This window comes from Paraburkholderia sp. (assembly GCF_036488795.1).
In the GTDB taxonomy this organism is placed as follows: Bacteria; Pseudomonadota; Gammaproteobacteria; order Burkholderiales; family Burkholderiaceae; genus Paraburkholderia.
Window position 1 is genome coordinate 1 of record NZ_DASXHA010000060.1, and the last position, 16,411, is coordinate 16,411.

Genomic DNA, 16,411 nt, shown 5'->3' on the forward strand with positions numbered 1-16,411 from the left:
CACCATTTCGGTCGACAAGGAAGCGCTCGGACGGCGCGGCGTCGACTTGCTGCTCGAAGACGCGCCCGCCGAAACAGAAGTCCGGTTGCCCGTTCATCTCATTGCCCGTGCCAGTACCTCGGTGAAAAAGCCATGACGCAATCCGATACGACTCAACCTGATCAGGCCACCGGCGTGGCGCCCAAAGCGCCTGCCGTCGCCACCTTCCGCGACCGTGCTTTCCTGCACTCGCACATTCAGGACACCTTGCGCTTCTATGCGCCGAATGTGTTCGATCCGAGTGGCGGTTTCTATCATTTCTTCCGCGACGACGGTTCCGTCTATAACCGCACCACGCGCCACCTCGTCAGCAGTTGCCGCTACGTCTTCAACTACGCGATGGCGTATCGCGAGTTCGGCGATCCGAAGCATCTGGAGTACGCGCGCCACGGCTTGACTTTCCTGCGCGACGTGCACTGGGACGCCGGGCACAAGGGCTACGACTGGGAACTCGACTGGCGCGACGGCAGCAAGCACGTGCTGGATGCCACGCGTCATTGCTACGGCCTCGCCTTCGTGCTGCTCGCTTATTCGCATGCTGCGATGGCCGGCATCGAAGAAGCGCGGCCCATGATCGGCGCCACCTTCGAACTGATGGAACACCGCTTCTGGGACGCCGCCGCCGGCCTGTACGCCGATGAAGCCACGCCCGACTGGCGCGTGAGTTCGTATCGCGGCCAGAACGCCAACATGCACACGACCGAGGCGCTGCTCGCCGCCTACGAGGCAACCGGCCACCTCGTCTATCTGGACCGCGCGGAACGGGTGGCGTCGAACATCACGCTGCGTCAGGCGAAGCTTTCGCAAGGCCTCGTGTGGGAACATTTCCATGCGGACTGGTCGGTGGACTGGCACTACAACGAGGAAGACAGCTCGAACATCTTCCGTCCGTGGGGCTTTCAGCCAGGCCACCAGACCGAATGGGCCAAGCTGCTGCTGATCCTCGAACGGCATCGTCCGTTGCCGTGGCTGCTGCCGCGTGCGATCGAACTGTTCGACGCCGCCATGACCCGCGCGTGGGACGACGATCACGGCGGCCTCCACTACGGCTTCGGCCCGGACGGCACGGTCTGCGATCACGACAAGTATTTCTGGGTGCAGGCCGAAACCTTCGCGACCGCCGCGCTGCTCGGCAAACGCACCGGCAACGAGCGCTTCTGGGACTGGTACGACGAAATCTGGCGCTATAGTTGGGCGCACTTTGTCGACCATAAATACGGCGCGTGGTATCGCATCCTGACTTGCGACAATCGCAAGTACAGCGACGAGAAGAGCCCCGCCGGCAAGACCGACTATCACACGATGGGCGCATGCTACGAAGTGCTGGCACATGCACTGCCTGCCGACGCGTCCGACTCAACTGAATCTGAATCCGCACGGTGAGCATCATGAGCGCGAGCACTGAATTTCCCTTCTTCGTCTCGGCCGGCGACATCCTGACCGACCTCGTACGCACCGGCGACTCGCATTGGCTGTCGCGCCCGGGAGGCGCCGGCTGGAACGTCGCGCGCGCGGTCGCGCGGCTCGGCTTGCCCACCGCGTGCGCCGGCTCGCTCGGCACGGACAACTTCTCCGATGAACTGTGGAACGCGAGCGTCGCCGCGGGTCTCGACATGCGTTTCATGCAGCGCGTCGAGCATCCGCCGCTGCTGGCGATCGTTCATCAAACGCATCCGCCTGCGTACTTCTTCATGGGCGAGAACGGCGCCGACCTCGCGTTCGATCCGTCGCGCCTGCCCGAAGGCTGGATGAGTCAGGTGAAGTGGGCGCACTTCGGCTGTATCAGCCTCGTGCGCCAGCCGCTCGGCGATACGCTGGCCAAGCTCGCCGCCGAGTTGCGCTCGCGCGGCGTCAAGATCAGCTTCGACCCGAATTACCGCAACCTGATGGCGCACGGCTACGAGCCGACGCTGCGCAAGATGGCCGCGCTCGCGGACCTGATCAAGGTCTCCGACGAAGATCTGAGCCAGCTCTTCAAAACCACCGAAGCCGAAGCGATCGCCCGGTTGCGCGCGATGAATCCGTCCGCGACGCTGCTCGTCACCCGCGGCTCGGACAAAGCGACCCTCTTCCATGGCGACACGCTCATCGAGGCACAGCCGCCGCGCGTCGAAGTAGCGGATACGGTCGGTGCCGGCGACGCGTCGATTGGCGGCCTCCTGTTCAGTCTGATGACGGCGCCGCAACGCACCTGGCCAGAACATCTTGCGTTTGCGCTGGCCGCGGGCGCAGCGGCGTGCCGCCACTCGGGGGCGCATTCGCCGTCGCTGGATGAAGTGGTGGCATTGCTGGAAGGGTGAGCGAGCCACTTCGCCGGTAAGTCTTAAATCCGCGTGCTACGATGGAATCTCCCCCTTGCAGGAGATGCATCATGGTCGAGGACATCACCTATACGAAAGGGCTCTACACGGCCACCGCCACGGTGCGTCCGGTAGACGGCGGGCAATTCCGGGGCGTCGTTGCACTCGCGCGCGATGAAGGCGACGAACTGGAAAACACCTTGTACGAAGTCGAGGCGACGTCGACGACCGAAGAAGAAGCCCTCGAGGAAGCAAAGGCGCTCGCTCACCGCATCCTCGGCGAAATCGAATTCTAGAAAAACGCGGCGGCGCGCGCCGCGTGCCTGCGTTTCTGCTACGCCTTTGCGAACTCACCGCGACTCAACCGGCTGGAGGCGATGATGGCTGAACAGCTCTTCCTCTTTGGCGTGTATGCGATCCACGTGCGCCCGCTCGAACTGCAAGGCGCGCGCTGGGACGCGGAATATGAAATCCGTCATCGCGACACTGCGGTGCAGACGTGGACCACGGTCGGCGGCGACACCGGCTATGCAAGTGAAACCGAAGCGATCGAAGCGGCGCATCTCCAGGCCGTCGCGGATATCGAACACGGCGCGGGTATTCCGAAGCCGCGCGCGTTTCCGTGAAGTGTGGGTGGACGTTGCGTATCGGCTCGCAAGCCGTGATTCAAGCTTTGTCTGAATGCGCGCGGTGGCGTGCTACGCTTTGCGCGTTTTCAAGCCCAAGAACAAACACGAAATGGCGATCGACACGTCAGACCGCGCTACCGGCTCAGGCACCAGCGCGCGCACCGGCAGCACTACCGGCACGACCCCGGGCGACACCGCGGCCTCCGGCAGGCGCTTGCCGCGCGGCAGCCGAGAACTGCGACTGAACTCGCGGGTCATCGTCGCGCACGGCATGCCGGTGCGTTTCTGGCAGGACATCTATCACAACGCGTTGACGGTCAACTGGCCAGTCTTCTTCGTGTCGCTGGCCACGGTGTTTCTGCTGCTCAATACCGTGTTCGCTTCGCTTTACATGCTCGGCACGGCACCGATCGCGAACCAGTCTCCACAGGGTTTCGCCGGCGCGTTTTTCTTCAGCGTCGAAACCCTCGCGACGGTCGGCTACGGCGATATGCATCCGCAAACGGTGTACGGACACCTGGTCGCCACGCTGGAAATCTTCATCGGCATGTCGAGCATTGCCTTGGCCACCGGCCTCATCTTCGCGCGCTTTTCGCGGCCGCGCGCCATGATCCGGTTTGCCCGTTACGTGGTGATCCGCCCCATTGATGGACACATGACGCTGATGGCGCGGGCCGCCAACGGCCGCCAGAATGTGATCGCCGAAGCGCGCGCCAAGCTGCGCATCATGCGCCTCGAAACCAGCCTCGAAGGTTACCCGTCGCGCAAACTCTACGACCTGCCGCTCGTGCGCGAACAGCATCCCGCGTTTCTGTATGGCTGGACGGTGATGCATATCATCGACGAAACCAGCCCGCTATTCGGCGAAACCGCCGAGTCGATGAAAGCCCGCGACGCGTCGTTACTGATCACCATCGAAGGCGCCGATGAATCCACTTCGCAGACCATGCAGGCACGTCATGCGTGGGAAGCGGACGACATCCGCTGGCAGCATCGCTATGTCGATCTGATCCGCGAAGAAGAAGGCGTGAGCCATATCGACTACGCACATTTCGATGAAGTCGTGCCGCTCGAACCGCGCGCGACGCCGCCGGTCACCATCAAGCCGAACACCGTACCGGGCGCCTGATGCACGCGAAACAGGCGGCGCGCGCAGATCTGACTCAAAACCCGATGAATTTGCGCAGTACTTCACCGCTTCCAATGAACAACGCAGCAAACTAGCAAAAATTTACTCTAATCGGCGCTAAAAAATAGAGTCTCTTTCGACGCGAACGCGGAGCGACGGCCCTGATTGCCCTGGCGGTCCGCACCCAGCGCGCGCGAATGCATAACAACGGAGACTCACAATGACCGCTCGCCTGCCCATCGACGGCACGCCGGCTCTCGCCGATTACAAGCTTTCCGATAACCTCACCGCCTCACGCGGCCGCATCTTCCTGACCGGCACGCAGGCGCTCGTGCGTCTTGCGCTGATGCAACGCGCCCTCGATCAGGCGCGCGGCATGAACACCGCGGGCTTTATCAGCGGCTATCGCGGCTCGCCGCTCGGCATGGTCGACCAGCAATTGTGGAAGGCGAAGAAACTGCTCAGCGCGAGCGATATCCGCTTTCTGCCTGCCATCAATGAAGAACTCGGCGGTACGGCCGTGCTCGGTACGCAGCGGGTGGAGTCGGATCCGGAGCGCACTGTCGAAGGCGTGTTTGCGATGTGGTACGGCAAGGGCCCGGGCGTGGATCGCGCGGGCGATGCGCTAAAGCACGGCAACGCGTATGGTTCGTCGCCGCATGGCGGCGTGCTGGTGGTGGCGGGTGACGATCACGGCTGCGTATCGTCGTCGATGCCGCATCAAAGCGACTTCGCGATGATGGCCTGGCACATGCCGGTGGTGAATCCGTCGAACGTCGCGGACATGCTCGAATTCGGCCTGTACGGCTGGGCCCTGTCGCGCTTCTCGGGGGCCTGGGTCGGCTACAAGGCTATTTCGGAGACGGTCGAGTCCGGCTCCACAGTCGATCTGGATGCACTCCAGACCGAATGGAACACGCCACGTGATTTTCAGGCGCCAGCCGGCGGTTTGCATAACCGCTGGCCCGATCTGCCGAGTCTCACCATCGAAGCGCGGCTCGCCGCGAAGCTTGACGCCGTGCGCCATTTCGCGCGCACCAACAGCATCGACAAATGGATCGCGCCCAGTCCGCACGCGAACGTCGGCATCGTCACCTGCGGCAAGGCGCATCTGGACCTGATGGAAACGCTGCGCCGGCTCGATCTGAGCGTCGCCGATCTGGAAGCGGCCGGCGTGCGGATCTACAAGGTGGGGCTGTCGTTCCCGCTGGAAATGACGCGTATCGACGCGTTCGTTAGCGGCCTCTCTGAAGTGCTCGTGATCGAGGAGAAGGGCCCGGTCATCGAACAGCAGATCAAGGACTATCTGTACAACCGGACTGACGGCGCACGTCCTGTCGTGATCGGCAAGCACGCACAGGACGGCACGCTGCTGCTGTCGGCGCTAGGCGAATTGCGGCCGTCACGCATCTTGCCGGTGTTTGCGAACTGGCTGGCGCGGCACAAGCCCGCACTCGATCGACGCGAACGCGTCGTCGATCTGGTCGCGCCGCAAATCCTCTCGAACGCGGCCGACGCCGTGAAACGCACGCCCTATTTTTGCCCCGGCTGCCCGCACAACACGTCGACCAAAGTGCCGGACGGTTCGATCGCGCAAGCCGGCATCGGCTGTCACTTCATGGCCTCGTGGATGGAGCGCGACACGACGGGGCTCATCCAGATGGGCGGCGAAGGCGTCGACTGGGCCTCGCATTCGATGTTCACGAAAACGCGTCACGTGTTCCAGAACCTCGGCGACGGCACGTACTTCCACTCCGGCATTCTGGCGATCCGCCAGGCGGTGGCGGCGAAGGCCACCATCACCTACAAGATTCTGTATAACGACGCGGTGGCGATGACCGGCGGTCAGCCGGTCGACGGCAGCATTTCGGTGCCGCAGATTGCGCGCCAGGTGGAAGCCGAAGGGGTGTCGCGCTTCGTCGTGGTGAGTGACGAGCCCGAGAAATACGACGGTCATCATGGAGTGTTTCCGCAGGGCACGACGTTTCATCACCGTAGCGAACTGGACGCGGTGCAACGCGAACTGCGCGACACCGATGGCGTCACCGTGCTGATCTACGATCAGACCTGCGCCGCCGAGAAGCGCCGGCGCCGCAAGAAAGGCGAATTCCCCGATCCCGACAAGCGCCTCTTTATCAACGAGGAAGTGTGCGAAGGCTGCGGCGATTGCGGCGTGCAGTCGAACTGTCTGTCGGTGGAACCGGTCGAGACTGCGCTGGGCCGCAAGCGCCGCATCGACCAGTCGTCGTGCAACAAGGATTACTCGTGCGTGAACGGCTTCTGTCCGAGTTTCGTGACGATCGAAGGCGGCAAGCTGAAGAAGGCCGCGGGCGTGGCCTTCGACGCGGCGGCGCTGGCCGCGCGAGTCGACGCGCTGCCGGTTCCGGCCACCCAGCTCGATGCCGCGCCGTACGACATTCTGGTGACGGGCGTGGGCGGCACCGGCGTCGTGACAGTGGGCGCGTTGATCAGCATGGCGGCGCATCTGGAAGGCAAGAGTGCGTCGGTGCTCGACTTCATGGGCTTTGCGCAGAAAGGCGGCTCGGTGCTCTCGTTCGTACGTTTTGCCGCGCGCGACGAGTGGCTCAACCAGGTACGCATCGACACGCAGCAGGCCGACGTGCTGCTGGCATGCGACATGGTGGTCGGCGCAAGTTCGGACGCGCTGCAGACCGTGCGCCACGGCCGCACGCGGATCGTCGTGAACACGCACGCCATTCCAAATGCGACATTCGTGCAGAACCCGGATGCGAACCTGCACGCCGACGCGTTGATCGACAAGATGCGTCATGCGGCGGGCGACGACTTCATGTCCGCCTGTGATGCCCAGGCGCTGGCGACGCGTTTTCTCGGCGATACGATCGGCGCCAATATTCTGATGCTCGGTTTTGCCTGGCAGCTGGGACTCGTGCCGGTGTCGTTCGCGGCGCTGATGCGCGCGATCGAACTGAACAACGTCGCGGTGCAAATGAATCAGCTGGCGTTTTCGGTGGGCCGTCTTGCGGCTGCTGATCCGGCTGCGCTGGAATCGCTTTGGCAGGCGCGTCACGGCGCGCAACAGCCGGTGCGCGTCGACACCGTGGATGAGCTGATCGCGCATCGCGAAGGGCGCCTCGCGGTCTACGGCGGCGAGCGCTACGTGAAGCGCTATCGTGCGCTGGTCGAGGCGGCGCGGCGTGCGGAAGCGGCCATTGGCAACGCATCCGGTGAGCGTGTGACACGGGCTGTCGCGACGACGTTTTATCGGCTGCTGGCCGTGAAGGATGAATACGAAGTGGCGCGCCTGCATACCGACAGCGCGTTTCGCGCGTCGCTCGAAGCGCAATTTGAAGGCGTCGCGGGCAAAGATTTTGGCGTGAAATTCAACCTGGCGCCGCCGACGCTGGTGCGCCCGCAGCAGGGTGCCACACCCGTGAAGCAAACCTTCGGCCAGTGGCTATGGCCGGTGCTGGGCGTGATGGCGAAGTTCAGTGGACTGCGCGGCACGATGCTCGATCCGTTCGGCCGCACGCTCGAACGCCGCATGGAACGTCAGCTCGCCGACGATTACGAATCGACCCTGCAACGTGCGTTCACGAAGCTGGACACGGCGAATGCGGAGGACGTCGCAAAGCTCGCTGAGTTGCATGCGCGCATTCGCGGCTACGGACACGTCAAGCTGGCGAATCTGGCCGGCGTGAAGCGCACCGAACGCGAGTTGGCCGCACGCCTGCAGATTGAGGCGACAACGGGCGCGGCGGTGAAGCAGGCGCTCGACGACGCCAAGGGCGCGGGAACCTTGCGGGGAATTCCAGTGGTGGTCGTGAAGTGAGTTAAAGAAGGCGCGCGTCGTTCAGGAGAGGATGCGGTTTGGAACGGTGCGCGGTTATAAGCTCATAGGCCCACCCAGAAAATGGTCAGGACGGCGCGTCCAGCTCCGCCCTCACCCGCGCAATCTTTTGGGAATCCACCGCTGCGAGCCCATTCCCTCCAACCCGCACACCTGAGCCAAAGTGCACCGCCTTGACGCCGGTGGCCCGCACGAACCCCGCCACCGCATCTACCGTCAATCCCGCTCCCGCCAGCACCGTGCAATGCGAGCCCGCGGTTTGCCCGACCAGCGTCCGCATCATCTGTTCGGCCTGCAGTACCGAAGGCTGCCCGCCCGAGGTCAGCACATTCGTCACCGCCTCGAACCCCAGCAACACGTCAAGCGCCTTCTGCAGATCCCGCGCTGCATCGAACGCGCGATGAAACGTGATCTTCAGCGCATCCGCCGCATCGATCACCCGCGCCAGACCGTCACGGTCGATCTCGCCATCCGCGCCCAGCATGCCGATCACCACACCATTTGCGCCTGTCGCCGCAATGGCACGCACGTCGCGCAGCATCACCGCGTAGTTATCCGCATCGAACACGAATGAGCGGCTATGCGGCCGCACGATCACGTTCACCGGTATTTCAACGGCCGCAACCACCGCTTCGATCAAGCCGAGGCTGGGCGTCAGGCCGCCCTCGCCCATTGCGGTGACCAGTTCGAGCCGGTCGGCGCCCGCCTGCGCGGCAAGCCGCGCGTCGGATACGGTCGTGGCGATCACCTCGAGCAGAACAGACGGAGCGGATGACTGAGAAGACATGACAGATCGGCGTCGTTGAAAACGACATGATCTCAGATGCGCTCTTCCTCGGCCCAATCAATATCGCCGCATAGCACGCAGGTCTGCTCGCCGACATGCGTGGCCACCGAAAGCGTCACGCACGGCAGGGCCTCGTTGATCGACAAATACGGCCGCGTCACATGCACCCGCTCCGGCGCATTGATCGCCGCGCGGAAATACGGCCGGCGCAGCCAGTTGGCGCCCTGCGCGTCGGCGAGCGGCAGAAAGCGCGTTTCGTGTGCCGCGCGATCAGCGCGCAACACCACATTGCGGCCGGCCTGGCGGCCCTTTGCATCCAGCAGGAAACAACGCGCGGCGTGATCGAGCGCGAGGAAATTCCAGCACACTTCTTCGAGCGGCTCGCCGGCCGCAAGCCGCTCCGCCGCCCGCTCGAAGGCACGGACGTACGGTGCGAGGCGGCTCGCATTGCGGCGCTCGCGGGCCTCGGTCTGGGTGCGGTAGCGTTCGGTGACTTCGCTGATGATGGTCGTGGCTTGCGCGCTATCGGTGGCACCGGGATTGGGCCGGCCGAAGAAGAAGCCCTGTACGAAGTCTGCATCGCAGGCGAGCGCCATCTGCGCCTCATGCTCGGTCTCCACGCCTTCGATCAGCACCAGCTTGCCCGCCTCGTGCAACAACGCAACCAGGCCGGGCAGAATGGTCGCCATATCCGCGCGATGCGCAGCATGCGACAGCATGATCCGGTCGAGCTTCACGATGTCCGGATTCAGTTGCCAGATGCGTTCGACATTCGAATGCCCGGCGCCGAAGTCATCCAGCGCAATCAGGAAGCCGAGTTCGCGGAACCGGCGCACCGCTTCGGCCAGACGTTCGAGATCTTCCGCGCGCTGTTCGAGCACTTCGAGCACGATGCGCCGTGGCGGCAGGTCGAGCCGCCGCAGGTTGGCCAGCAGCGCGGCAGCGTGATACGGATCGGTCAGCGCCCCCGGATGAACGTTGAGGAACAGCCACTCTGTCTCGGCACCCAATACCTTGAAGTTTTCCAGGTGCAAGGCCTGCGCCAGCCGGTCCACCTGCAGCACATCGCCGAGGCGCGCGGCCTGGCCGAAAACGTCGAGCGGCGACACCGGCCGGTCGAGCGAATCGTGAGCCCGCAGCAAACCTTCGTAGCCGACCGCGCGCATGTGCGACAGGCTGAAAATCGGCTGGAACACGCTCGTCAATTCCAGATCCCCGTGCTGCACCGAATATCGTTCCAGCCCTGAAGTCACGCTGACTTCAAAACCATGCGGCGCGGCCGCCGTCCTTTCCTGTTGCGCAATCGTCATGCATTCCTCTCACGCGAGCGCGGGGCCGGTCCAATCGCGAAGGCGAAAAGCCACAGGCCCAGTTCTCAAAATGTGCGTCATCGACACTGCTTAAGCAAGCTCCGTGCGCACGCTGGCCCACATCCAGCCGAAGTTTGCATGCGACGCTGCACCGACTGGAGTTGCCTGCGTCGTGTCGGGGCGCACGACGCACCGCAACGGTGCGTGGCAACCTGGTCCTCTGCTGTGCTTTCACAACGTTCCGCAAACGCCTCGGGCTAAACTTCGGCCTTATTGCCCGCGCGTGTCAGCCATTCGTTAGCCGTCATCCGATAGGACATCCGGCAGGCCGCGACACGCCGCCCCAAGCGAAAACACGCCCGATGGAAATTGTCTTTACCGTCCTGATTCTCTTGCTCGCGGTGGCCGTATCCGGCATCTGCACCCGCGCGCTGCCGTTCAGGTTGCCGCTGCCGCTCGTGCAAATCGCGCTGGGCGCCGTGCTCGCGTGGCCTCGGCTCGGACTGCACGTCACCTTCGATCCCGACATCTTCATGATGCTCTTTATTCCACCGCTGCTGTTCGCGGATGGATGGCGCATCCCGAAGCGCGAGTTCTTCATGGCGCGCCGCGCGATCCTGATGCTGGCACTCGGTCTGGTGTTCATGACGGTGCTGGCGGTCGGCTATTTCATTCATGCGCTGGTGCCGGAGATTTCGCTGCCGGTCGCCTTCGCGCTCGCAGCCGTGCTGTCGCCGACCGACGCGGTCGCGCTCTCCGGAATCGCCGGCAAGAACCAGATTCCGGCGCATCTGATGCACATCCTCGAAGGCGAGGCGTTGATGAACGACGCGTCAGGCCTCGTCGCACTCAAGTTCGCCATTGCGGCTGCCTTGACCGGGGTGTTCTCGCTGCGCGATGCGTCGATCAGCTTCGTGGTGATCGCCGCCGGCGGCCTCGCCATCGGCGCGGCGGTCTCGTGGCTTTTCAGCCTGGCGTCGGCACGCTTTCTCACCGTCACCGACGGAGGCGACCCGGCGCCCAGTGTGGTGATGACACTGCTGATACCGTTTGCCGCGTACCTGTTCGCCGAACATTTCGGCTGCTCGGGCATTCTGGCGGCAGTCGCGGCCGGCATGATGATGAACTACACCAGCATCTCGCGGGCGGAGCCGGTCGCCGCGCGGGTGCGCGCGAACAGCACCTGGACGATGATCGAATTCGTCTTCAACGGCATGGTGTTCATTCTGCTCGGGCTGCAATTCCCGCATATCCTCGGACGCGCCTTGCTCGACGCCCATGAGACCAGCGACAGGCAGGTGGCGATGCTGATCGGCTATATCGCCGCTGTCGCGATCGCACTGTACGCGATGCGGTTCGTCTGGGTCTGGCTGCTGCGCTGGTATGCGAGCCGCGGCGCCGCGAAGCTCGGCATGGCGAACGCCGTGCCCGGCCTGCGCACCGTCGCCGTTACGACAGTCGCCGGCGTGCGCGGCGCGGTGACGCTGGCCGGTATCCTGTCGCTGCCCGTCGCGCTGCCCAATAACGCGCCGCTGCCCGGACGCGACCTCGCGATCTTTATCGCGTCGGGGGTGATCCTGGTGTCGCTGCTGGTGGCGGTGATTGCACTGCCGCTGTTGCTGCGCGGCTGGCGGCGCGGACGCGATCCGAACGCCGCCGAAGAAAAGGCCGCGCGCAAGATCGCCGCGCAAGCCGCGATCCGCGCGGTCGACCGTCTGCATGAAACGACCAGCGCCGACCTCGACGAATCCGCCTCCGCCTATGCGGCGGATGTGACCGCGCGGGTGATGGATATCTATCGCCGCCGGCTCGCCACGCTCGACGAAGCGACGGCGCCCGCCGAGCGGGCGCGTCGCGCGGATGCGCTCGAATTCCAGATGAAGCTGGCGGCGATGCGCGCGGAACGCGCGGCGCTGCTGGCGTTGCGCAACACGCAGAAGATCAATGACGAGACGCTGAACAAGCTGATGCGCGAGGTGGATCTGTCGGAGACGGCGTTGACGACGCGGGGCCGGGCGCGGGTTTAAGCGCGCCCAGCCGCTTCGCTCACAGCGCGGGTTGTTGCGCCGGCTTACGGCGCAGCAGCGCATACAGGATGATCGCGCCGAAGGTGGCCGTGCCGATGCCACCCAGCGCGAAGCCGCCCAGTTTCAGCGAGAAATCGCCCGCGCCCAATACGAGCGTCACGGCGGCGACGATCAGGTTGCGGTTGTCGGAGAAATCCACCTTGTTGACGACCCAGATACGCGCACCCGTCACCGCGATCAGCCCGAACACGACAATCGACACTCCGCCCAGCACCGGTCCGGGGATGGTCTGGATCACCGCACCGAACTTCGGCGAGAAGCCGAGCACCAGTGCGATGAGCGCGGCGATCACGAACACGAGCGTCGAGTAGATTCTGGTCACGGCCATCACGCCGATGTTCTCCGCGTAAGTCGTCACGCCCGTGCCGCCGGCAAAGCCGGAGACGATCGTAGCGAGACCATCGCCGAGAAACGCGCGGCCCACATAGCGGTCGAGATTCTGTCCGGTCATCGCGCTAACCGCCTTGATATGGCCGAGATTTTCCGCGACGAGAATCACGGCGATCGGCGCAAGCAGCGTCATGGCCTGCGCGCTGAACACGGGCGCGGTGAAGTGCGGCATGCCGAACCAGGCCGCGTTGGCGACGATCGAAAAGTCGATCGGCTTGCCCATGCCGAGGCCGTTGGTGACGATGGCATAGATCACGTACGCAACCAGCAGGCCCACCAGAATCAGCAGGCGCTGCAGCATGCCGCGCGCGAACACCGCGACGGCGGCCACGCACAGCACCGTGACGAGCGCCATCCACGAGTCGAAGTTGCTGCCGCTCACACCCTTGACCGCGATCGGAGCGAGGTTGAGCCCGATCACGCAGACGATCGCGCCTGTCACGAGCGGCGGCATCAGCGTTTCTATCCACCTCGTGCCGACCGCCGACACGATCAGCCCGATGATCGCGTAGACCACGCCGCACGCGATGATGCCGCCCAGCGCCACCGGCGCGTTCAGATTCGGCCCGTGGCCGCCGTAGCCGGTCACGGCAATCACGAGGCCGATGAACGCGAAGCTCGAGCCCAGATAGCTCGGCACACGGCCGCCCACCACGAGGAAAAACAGCAGCGTGCCGATGCCAGACATGAAGATGCAAAGGTTCGGATCGAAGCCCATCAGGAGCGGCGCGAGCACGGTCGAGCCGAACATGGCGACGACGTGCTGAATGCCCATGGCGATCATCTGCGGCCAGGCGAGCCGCTCGTCGGTGTTGACGACGCGGCCCTCGGCGGCGCTCGGCTGTGTGCGCCAGCGGGGGAAGTAGGAATCGGCCATCGCGGGGGTCTCCTCTATCGGCGTGTTGATCGCGTGTCTATCGCGTGTTTATGGTTCGGCGTTCGACAGGCGCCGGCCCGGCGGCACCGGGGTCGACGCCGGGTTCGACGCTATGTGCAAAACACGCGCGAGTGTACGGAGAGCCGCTGGCGCTGACAAGCAAAGTCGTGGACGCGCTGCAGCGAACCCGGACGCAGCATCGCTTGCGCGCAAACGACTTCATTTCAGCATCCTCAACGAGGCTTGCCGGATCTCTGTGCAGACTCGGCCGCGAGATTGCTCCGCCTGCGCATCCCGTCCAGTTACGGCGCGGCACTCACGGACGTGTCGCGCCAATCGCAGGAACGACCGGGAGACGATAGCGAAGCCGAAACGCGTCGATCCGCAGCTACATGAGGTAAATGGGACTTGTCCGATTCAACACGGCGCGGCCGGTGAATACACTGGCTTTGCTGCGTGACCCCCAATATTGCGCATGCGAAGTTGTATCTCTCCGACTTTTCCGCTCACGCTCCCCGGTGTGAGCGGCTTTTTTTTGCCTGCTGGTTTTGCGGCTAATTCAATCTGCGCTGATTCAAGGCTTCGAATTGCGCGAGTGCGACGCTCAGGCCGCGCCGAAAGCGGAAGCAGCAAGGCGCGTCGTATGTTCTCGCACGTCCTCGGGCCACTGCGCGATAGACGTTTCAAAGCGCGCTCGATCAGGAACATAGAGCGCGCGTGTCGCCTCCTCATAGCCCGGCAAGTTGCCCGCAAGTGCCGTCATGAAGCGATACACGGCTTCCTGCGCATCACGCATGCGGTCCTTGTCGTCGCTGGCGAGGCGTGCCGCTTCCACCAGTTTGCGCAGCGCGACCGAAGCGCCTCCCGACTGCTGGTTCAGCCAGTCCCAGTGACGCGGCAGCAGCGTCACCTCACGCGCCACCACGCCCAGCTTCGGACGGCCACGGCCACGCGGCACGGCATCGTCGCCTGCCTCAGCAAGGTCTACCGACGCCGTCGATTCAGCAGCGTCCGCGGCGGCAGCTTCTTGTGCGGCCAGGCGGGCGAGCACGTCGGCCGCCGTACCGCGCAGATCGAATTCAACCGGTCGGCCCGTTACGCTGTCGAAGACCAGCACCGGCGCCAGTTCCCCGCGTTCCGTCACCTTCTTCACGGCGAGCGCCACCTCGCCCAATGAGCCAGCCGCAATGCGCCGGACGCCTTCGAAAGCAATGCATGTGGTGGTTCGCGTGGTCATCGCGATACTCCCGGTCGTGGATCTTGCGCAAATTATATCCGGGTAAAATTAGAACGCAATATTACCCGGAATTAAATGTGCAGGAAGCCGAGCGGAGCACGCGGGGCCGGCTTGTCAGGCGCGGTTCACGGGCTGGGTTGGGTGGCCATCCCCGGCATGTCAGCGCGCGCTGCGACGGGGTAGCAAAGAATGCGATTGCGGCCGGCATCCTTGGCCTCGTAGAGGGCGGTATCCGCGGCGTTGACGAGCGCCCGGCAGGTGGGAAACGGATGGCTCGCGGTGCTGGCCACACCAATGCTGACGGTCAGCAAATGATGGGAACTGGCGACGTGGCGAACTTCCAGCGCCTGCACCGCCGCGCGGATTTTCTCGGCGATCAGTGCTGCGTCATACGCCGGCGTATCCGGCAGCAACACCGCAAACTCCTCGCCACCGTAGCGCGCGGCCACGTCGCCGGGACGCCTGACATTGCCCTCGATACAGCGGGCCACCGCCATCAGCGCGTCGTCGCCTGCCGAGTGGCCGTAGAGATCGTTGAAGCCCTTGAAGTTGTCGACGTCGATCAGCAACAGCGACAACGGCCGCCCGGTGCGATGCACCAGCTGCCACTGGCGCTCCGCGTGCTCCTCGAAGGTGCGCCGATTGTTGAGGCCCGTCAGGCCGTCCGTGCGCGCGAGCACGCGCAGGGCTTCCTCCACCGCGAGACGGCGCTTCAGTTGCTGCGAGAACAGCACGGCCAACGCGATGATCACGACGTCCAGCGCGCCGATCAGCGAGCCGATGATCCACGCACGATGCCGCCATGCGGCGTATACATCATGAGTGGATATGGCGACGTCCACTACCAGCGGCACGCCGTCGATATGGCGAAACGCATACCATCGTTCGACGCCGTCGATGGCCGCCTTGCCGAGGAATTCGCCGCTGTTTCGTTTCGTGAAACGCGTGAAATTCGCCGTGCCGGACAGATTGATGCCGATGATCTTCAGATCGTAGGGGCGTCGCGCCAGCATCGTGCCGTCATCGAGTATCAACGACATCGAACCGTAGTTGCCGAGATTCATGTCGGCAAACAGGCGTTGGAAATAACTTAGTTGCATGGTGCCGACCACCACGCCGGCAAAGCTGCCGTCGGGATGCGCCAGACGCCGGCTCAACGCGATACTCAAGCCCGCGCCGCCGGGCGGCATGAACGGATGGCTGATGTACAGGCCGACGTTGGCCGAACGGCGATGCACCACGAAGTAGTCACGGTCGGCGCCGTTGAAATCTCGCGGCGTCACGGACTGCGAATCGAGAATCGCCTTACCGGTTTCATCCAGCACGCGCATCGAACCCATATCCTGGGCACTTGCCGAGCCGTCGAACAGCACCATCTGCCGGATGTCGCGCGGCAGGTCCATGACGCCCGGATGCTGCACACCTTCGATCAGCGCGCGCAGCGACAGGTCGTAGAGTTCGAGATTGCGCGACACGTCGCGCTGAGCCAGAAGCGTAAGGTTGGAGGCCGCATCCTGGGCGCGCCGTAGCGCGTCTTCACGCATCTGCGTCAATACCCAGATGGCGATCGCGAGGATCGCGCCGGCAAGGGCGAGGCTGATGACAATCACGGCGTTCGGTCGACGCGTCACCATGTCATTGCTTTTAGAGTGCGCGTTGGCCCGCGCGTGTGATTGGAAATTGCGGTTCCACCCGGAGTCACCATGCATGGCCGGCTTACAGCAAGCTTTTACGCCGCACACGATTCTCTCGAAACGGTAGCGTAACAGACCCCGGAACGAGTTGCGCGATCCGGGC

12 protein-coding genes and 1 pseudogene are annotated in these 16,411 nt (G+C 64.1%); 8 read left to right on the plus strand and 5 right to left on the minus strand.

Translation table 11 applies throughout. From position 1 onward, the window contains the following. From VGH41_RS07440 to VGH41_RS07470, 7 genes and pseudogenes are all read left to right on the plus strand, one after another. Positions 1-136, plus strand: a pseudogene (locus VGH41_RS07440) (LacI family transcriptional regulator); the annotation flags it as partial. Beyond that, entirely contained in the window at positions 133-1,422 is a 1,290-nt protein-coding gene (locus tag VGH41_RS07445) for an AGE family epimerase/isomerase (RefSeq protein WP_331596721.1), read from the plus strand. The pseudogene VGH41_RS07440 and the gene VGH41_RS07445, both read left to right, overlap by 4 nt. A 5-nt stretch (positions 1,423-1,427) precedes the next feature. Further along, the gene (locus tag VGH41_RS07450) at positions 1,428-2,339 is read left to right on the plus strand and encodes a carbohydrate kinase (protein WP_331596722.1); all 912 of its coding nucleotides are present in this window, start codon (positions 1,428-1,430) and stop codon (positions 2,337-2,339) included. Between the two features lie 71 nt (positions 2,340-2,410). Then, a complete protein-coding gene (locus tag VGH41_RS07455) occupies positions 2,411-2,635 on the plus strand; it encodes a hypothetical protein (RefSeq protein ID WP_331596723.1) in 225 nt (74 codons plus the stop codon). 84 nt (positions 2,636-2,719) lie between these two features. Further along, positions 2,720-2,965, plus strand: a complete 246-nt coding sequence (locus VGH41_RS07460) for a hypothetical protein (protein WP_331596724.1) — start codon at positions 2,720-2,722, stop codon at positions 2,963-2,965. 112 nt (positions 2,966-3,077) lie between these two features. Beyond that, a complete protein-coding gene (locus VGH41_RS07465) occupies positions 3,078-4,097 on the plus strand; it encodes an ion channel (RefSeq protein WP_331596726.1) in 1,020 nt (339 codons plus the stop codon). A gap of 220 nt (positions 4,098-4,317) precedes the next feature. After that, positions 4,318-7,908 carry an indolepyruvate ferredoxin oxidoreductase family protein gene (locus VGH41_RS07470; RefSeq protein ID WP_331596727.1) on the plus strand — a complete coding sequence of 1,197 codons (3,591 nt, stop codon included), beginning with the start codon at positions 4,318-4,320 and terminating at the stop codon, positions 7,906-7,908. Positions 7,909-7,993: 85 nt separating this feature from the next. On the opposite strand, the gene VGH41_RS07475 is transcribed toward VGH41_RS07470, so the two are convergent. Both VGH41_RS07475 and VGH41_RS07480 read right to left on the minus strand, forming a co-directional pair. Next, a complete protein-coding gene (locus tag VGH41_RS07475; protein ID WP_331596728.1) occupies positions 7,994-8,713 on the minus strand; it encodes a copper homeostasis protein CutC in 720 nt (239 codons plus the stop codon). 32 nt (positions 8,714-8,745) lie between these two features. Next, on the minus strand, positions 8,746-10,023 hold the full coding sequence (locus tag VGH41_RS07480) for an EAL domain-containing protein (RefSeq protein WP_331596729.1): 1,278 nt from the start codon (positions 10,021-10,023) through the stop codon (positions 8,746-8,748). Between the two features lie 362 nt (positions 10,024-10,385). On the opposite strand from VGH41_RS07480, the gene VGH41_RS07485 reads away from it, so the two are divergent. Then, positions 10,386-12,050 carry a Na+/H+ antiporter gene (locus VGH41_RS07485; protein WP_331596730.1) on the plus strand — a complete coding sequence of 555 codons (1,665 nt, stop codon included), beginning with the start codon at positions 10,386-10,388 and terminating at the stop codon, positions 12,048-12,050. Positions 12,051-12,069: 19 nt separating this feature from the next. On the opposite strand, the gene VGH41_RS07490 is transcribed toward VGH41_RS07485, so the two are convergent. The 3 genes from VGH41_RS07490 to VGH41_RS07500 all read right to left on the minus strand — a co-directional run bounded on the left by VGH41_RS07490 (position 12,070) and on the right by VGH41_RS07500 (position 16,248). Next, positions 12,070-13,377 carry a solute carrier family 23 protein gene (locus VGH41_RS07490; RefSeq protein ID WP_331596731.1) on the minus strand — a complete coding sequence of 436 codons (1,308 nt, stop codon included), beginning with the start codon at positions 13,375-13,377 and terminating at the stop codon, positions 12,070-12,072. Between the two features lie 604 nt (positions 13,378-13,981). Further along, a complete protein-coding gene (locus VGH41_RS07495; protein WP_331596732.1) occupies positions 13,982-14,614 on the minus strand; it encodes a DUF2239 family protein in 633 nt (210 codons plus the stop codon). 125 nt (positions 14,615-14,739) lie between these two features. Further along, positions 14,740-16,248: a sensor domain-containing diguanylate cyclase gene (locus VGH41_RS07500; protein WP_331596733.1), complete on the minus strand. Its 1,509-nt coding sequence runs from the start codon at positions 16,246-16,248 to the stop codon at positions 14,740-14,742. Positions 16,249-16,411 lie beyond the last annotated feature (163 nt).

Coding starts and splice junctions, on each gene's coding strand:
- VGH41_RS07445 (WP_331596721.1), top strand. CDS start 133: ATGACGCAATCCGATACGACTCAACCTGATCAGGCCACCGGCGTGGCG.
- VGH41_RS07450 (WP_331596722.1), top strand. CDS start 1,428: ATGAGCGCGAGCACTGAATTTCCCTTCTTCGTCTCGGCCGGCGACATC.
- VGH41_RS07455 (WP_331596723.1), top strand. CDS start 2,411: ATGGTCGAGGACATCACCTATACGAAAGGGCTCTACACGGCCACCGCC.
- VGH41_RS07460 (WP_331596724.1), top strand. CDS start 2,720: ATGGCTGAACAGCTCTTCCTCTTTGGCGTGTATGCGATCCACGTGCGC.
- VGH41_RS07465 (WP_331596726.1), top strand. CDS start 3,078: ATGGCGATCGACACGTCAGACCGCGCTACCGGCTCAGGCACCAGCGCG.
- VGH41_RS07470 (WP_331596727.1), top strand. CDS start 4,318: ATGACCGCTCGCCTGCCCATCGACGGCACGCCGGCTCTCGCCGATTAC.
- VGH41_RS07475 (WP_331596728.1), bottom strand. CDS start 8,713: ATGTCTTCTCAGTCATCCGCTCCGTCTGTTCTGCTCGAGGTGATCGCC.
- VGH41_RS07480 (WP_331596729.1), bottom strand. CDS start 10,023: ATGACGATTGCGCAACAGGAAAGGACGGCGGCCGCGCCGCATGGTTTT.
- VGH41_RS07485 (WP_331596730.1), top strand. CDS start 10,386: ATGGAAATTGTCTTTACCGTCCTGATTCTCTTGCTCGCGGTGGCCGTA.
- VGH41_RS07490 (WP_331596731.1), bottom strand. CDS start 13,377: ATGGCCGATTCCTACTTCCCCCGCTGGCGCACACAGCCGAGCGCCGCC.
- VGH41_RS07495 (WP_331596732.1), bottom strand. CDS start 14,614: ATGACCACGCGAACCACCACATGCATTGCTTTCGAAGGCGTCCGGCGC.
- VGH41_RS07500 (WP_331596733.1), bottom strand. CDS start 16,248: ATGGTGACGCGTCGACCGAACGCCGTGATTGTCATCAGCCTCGCCCTT.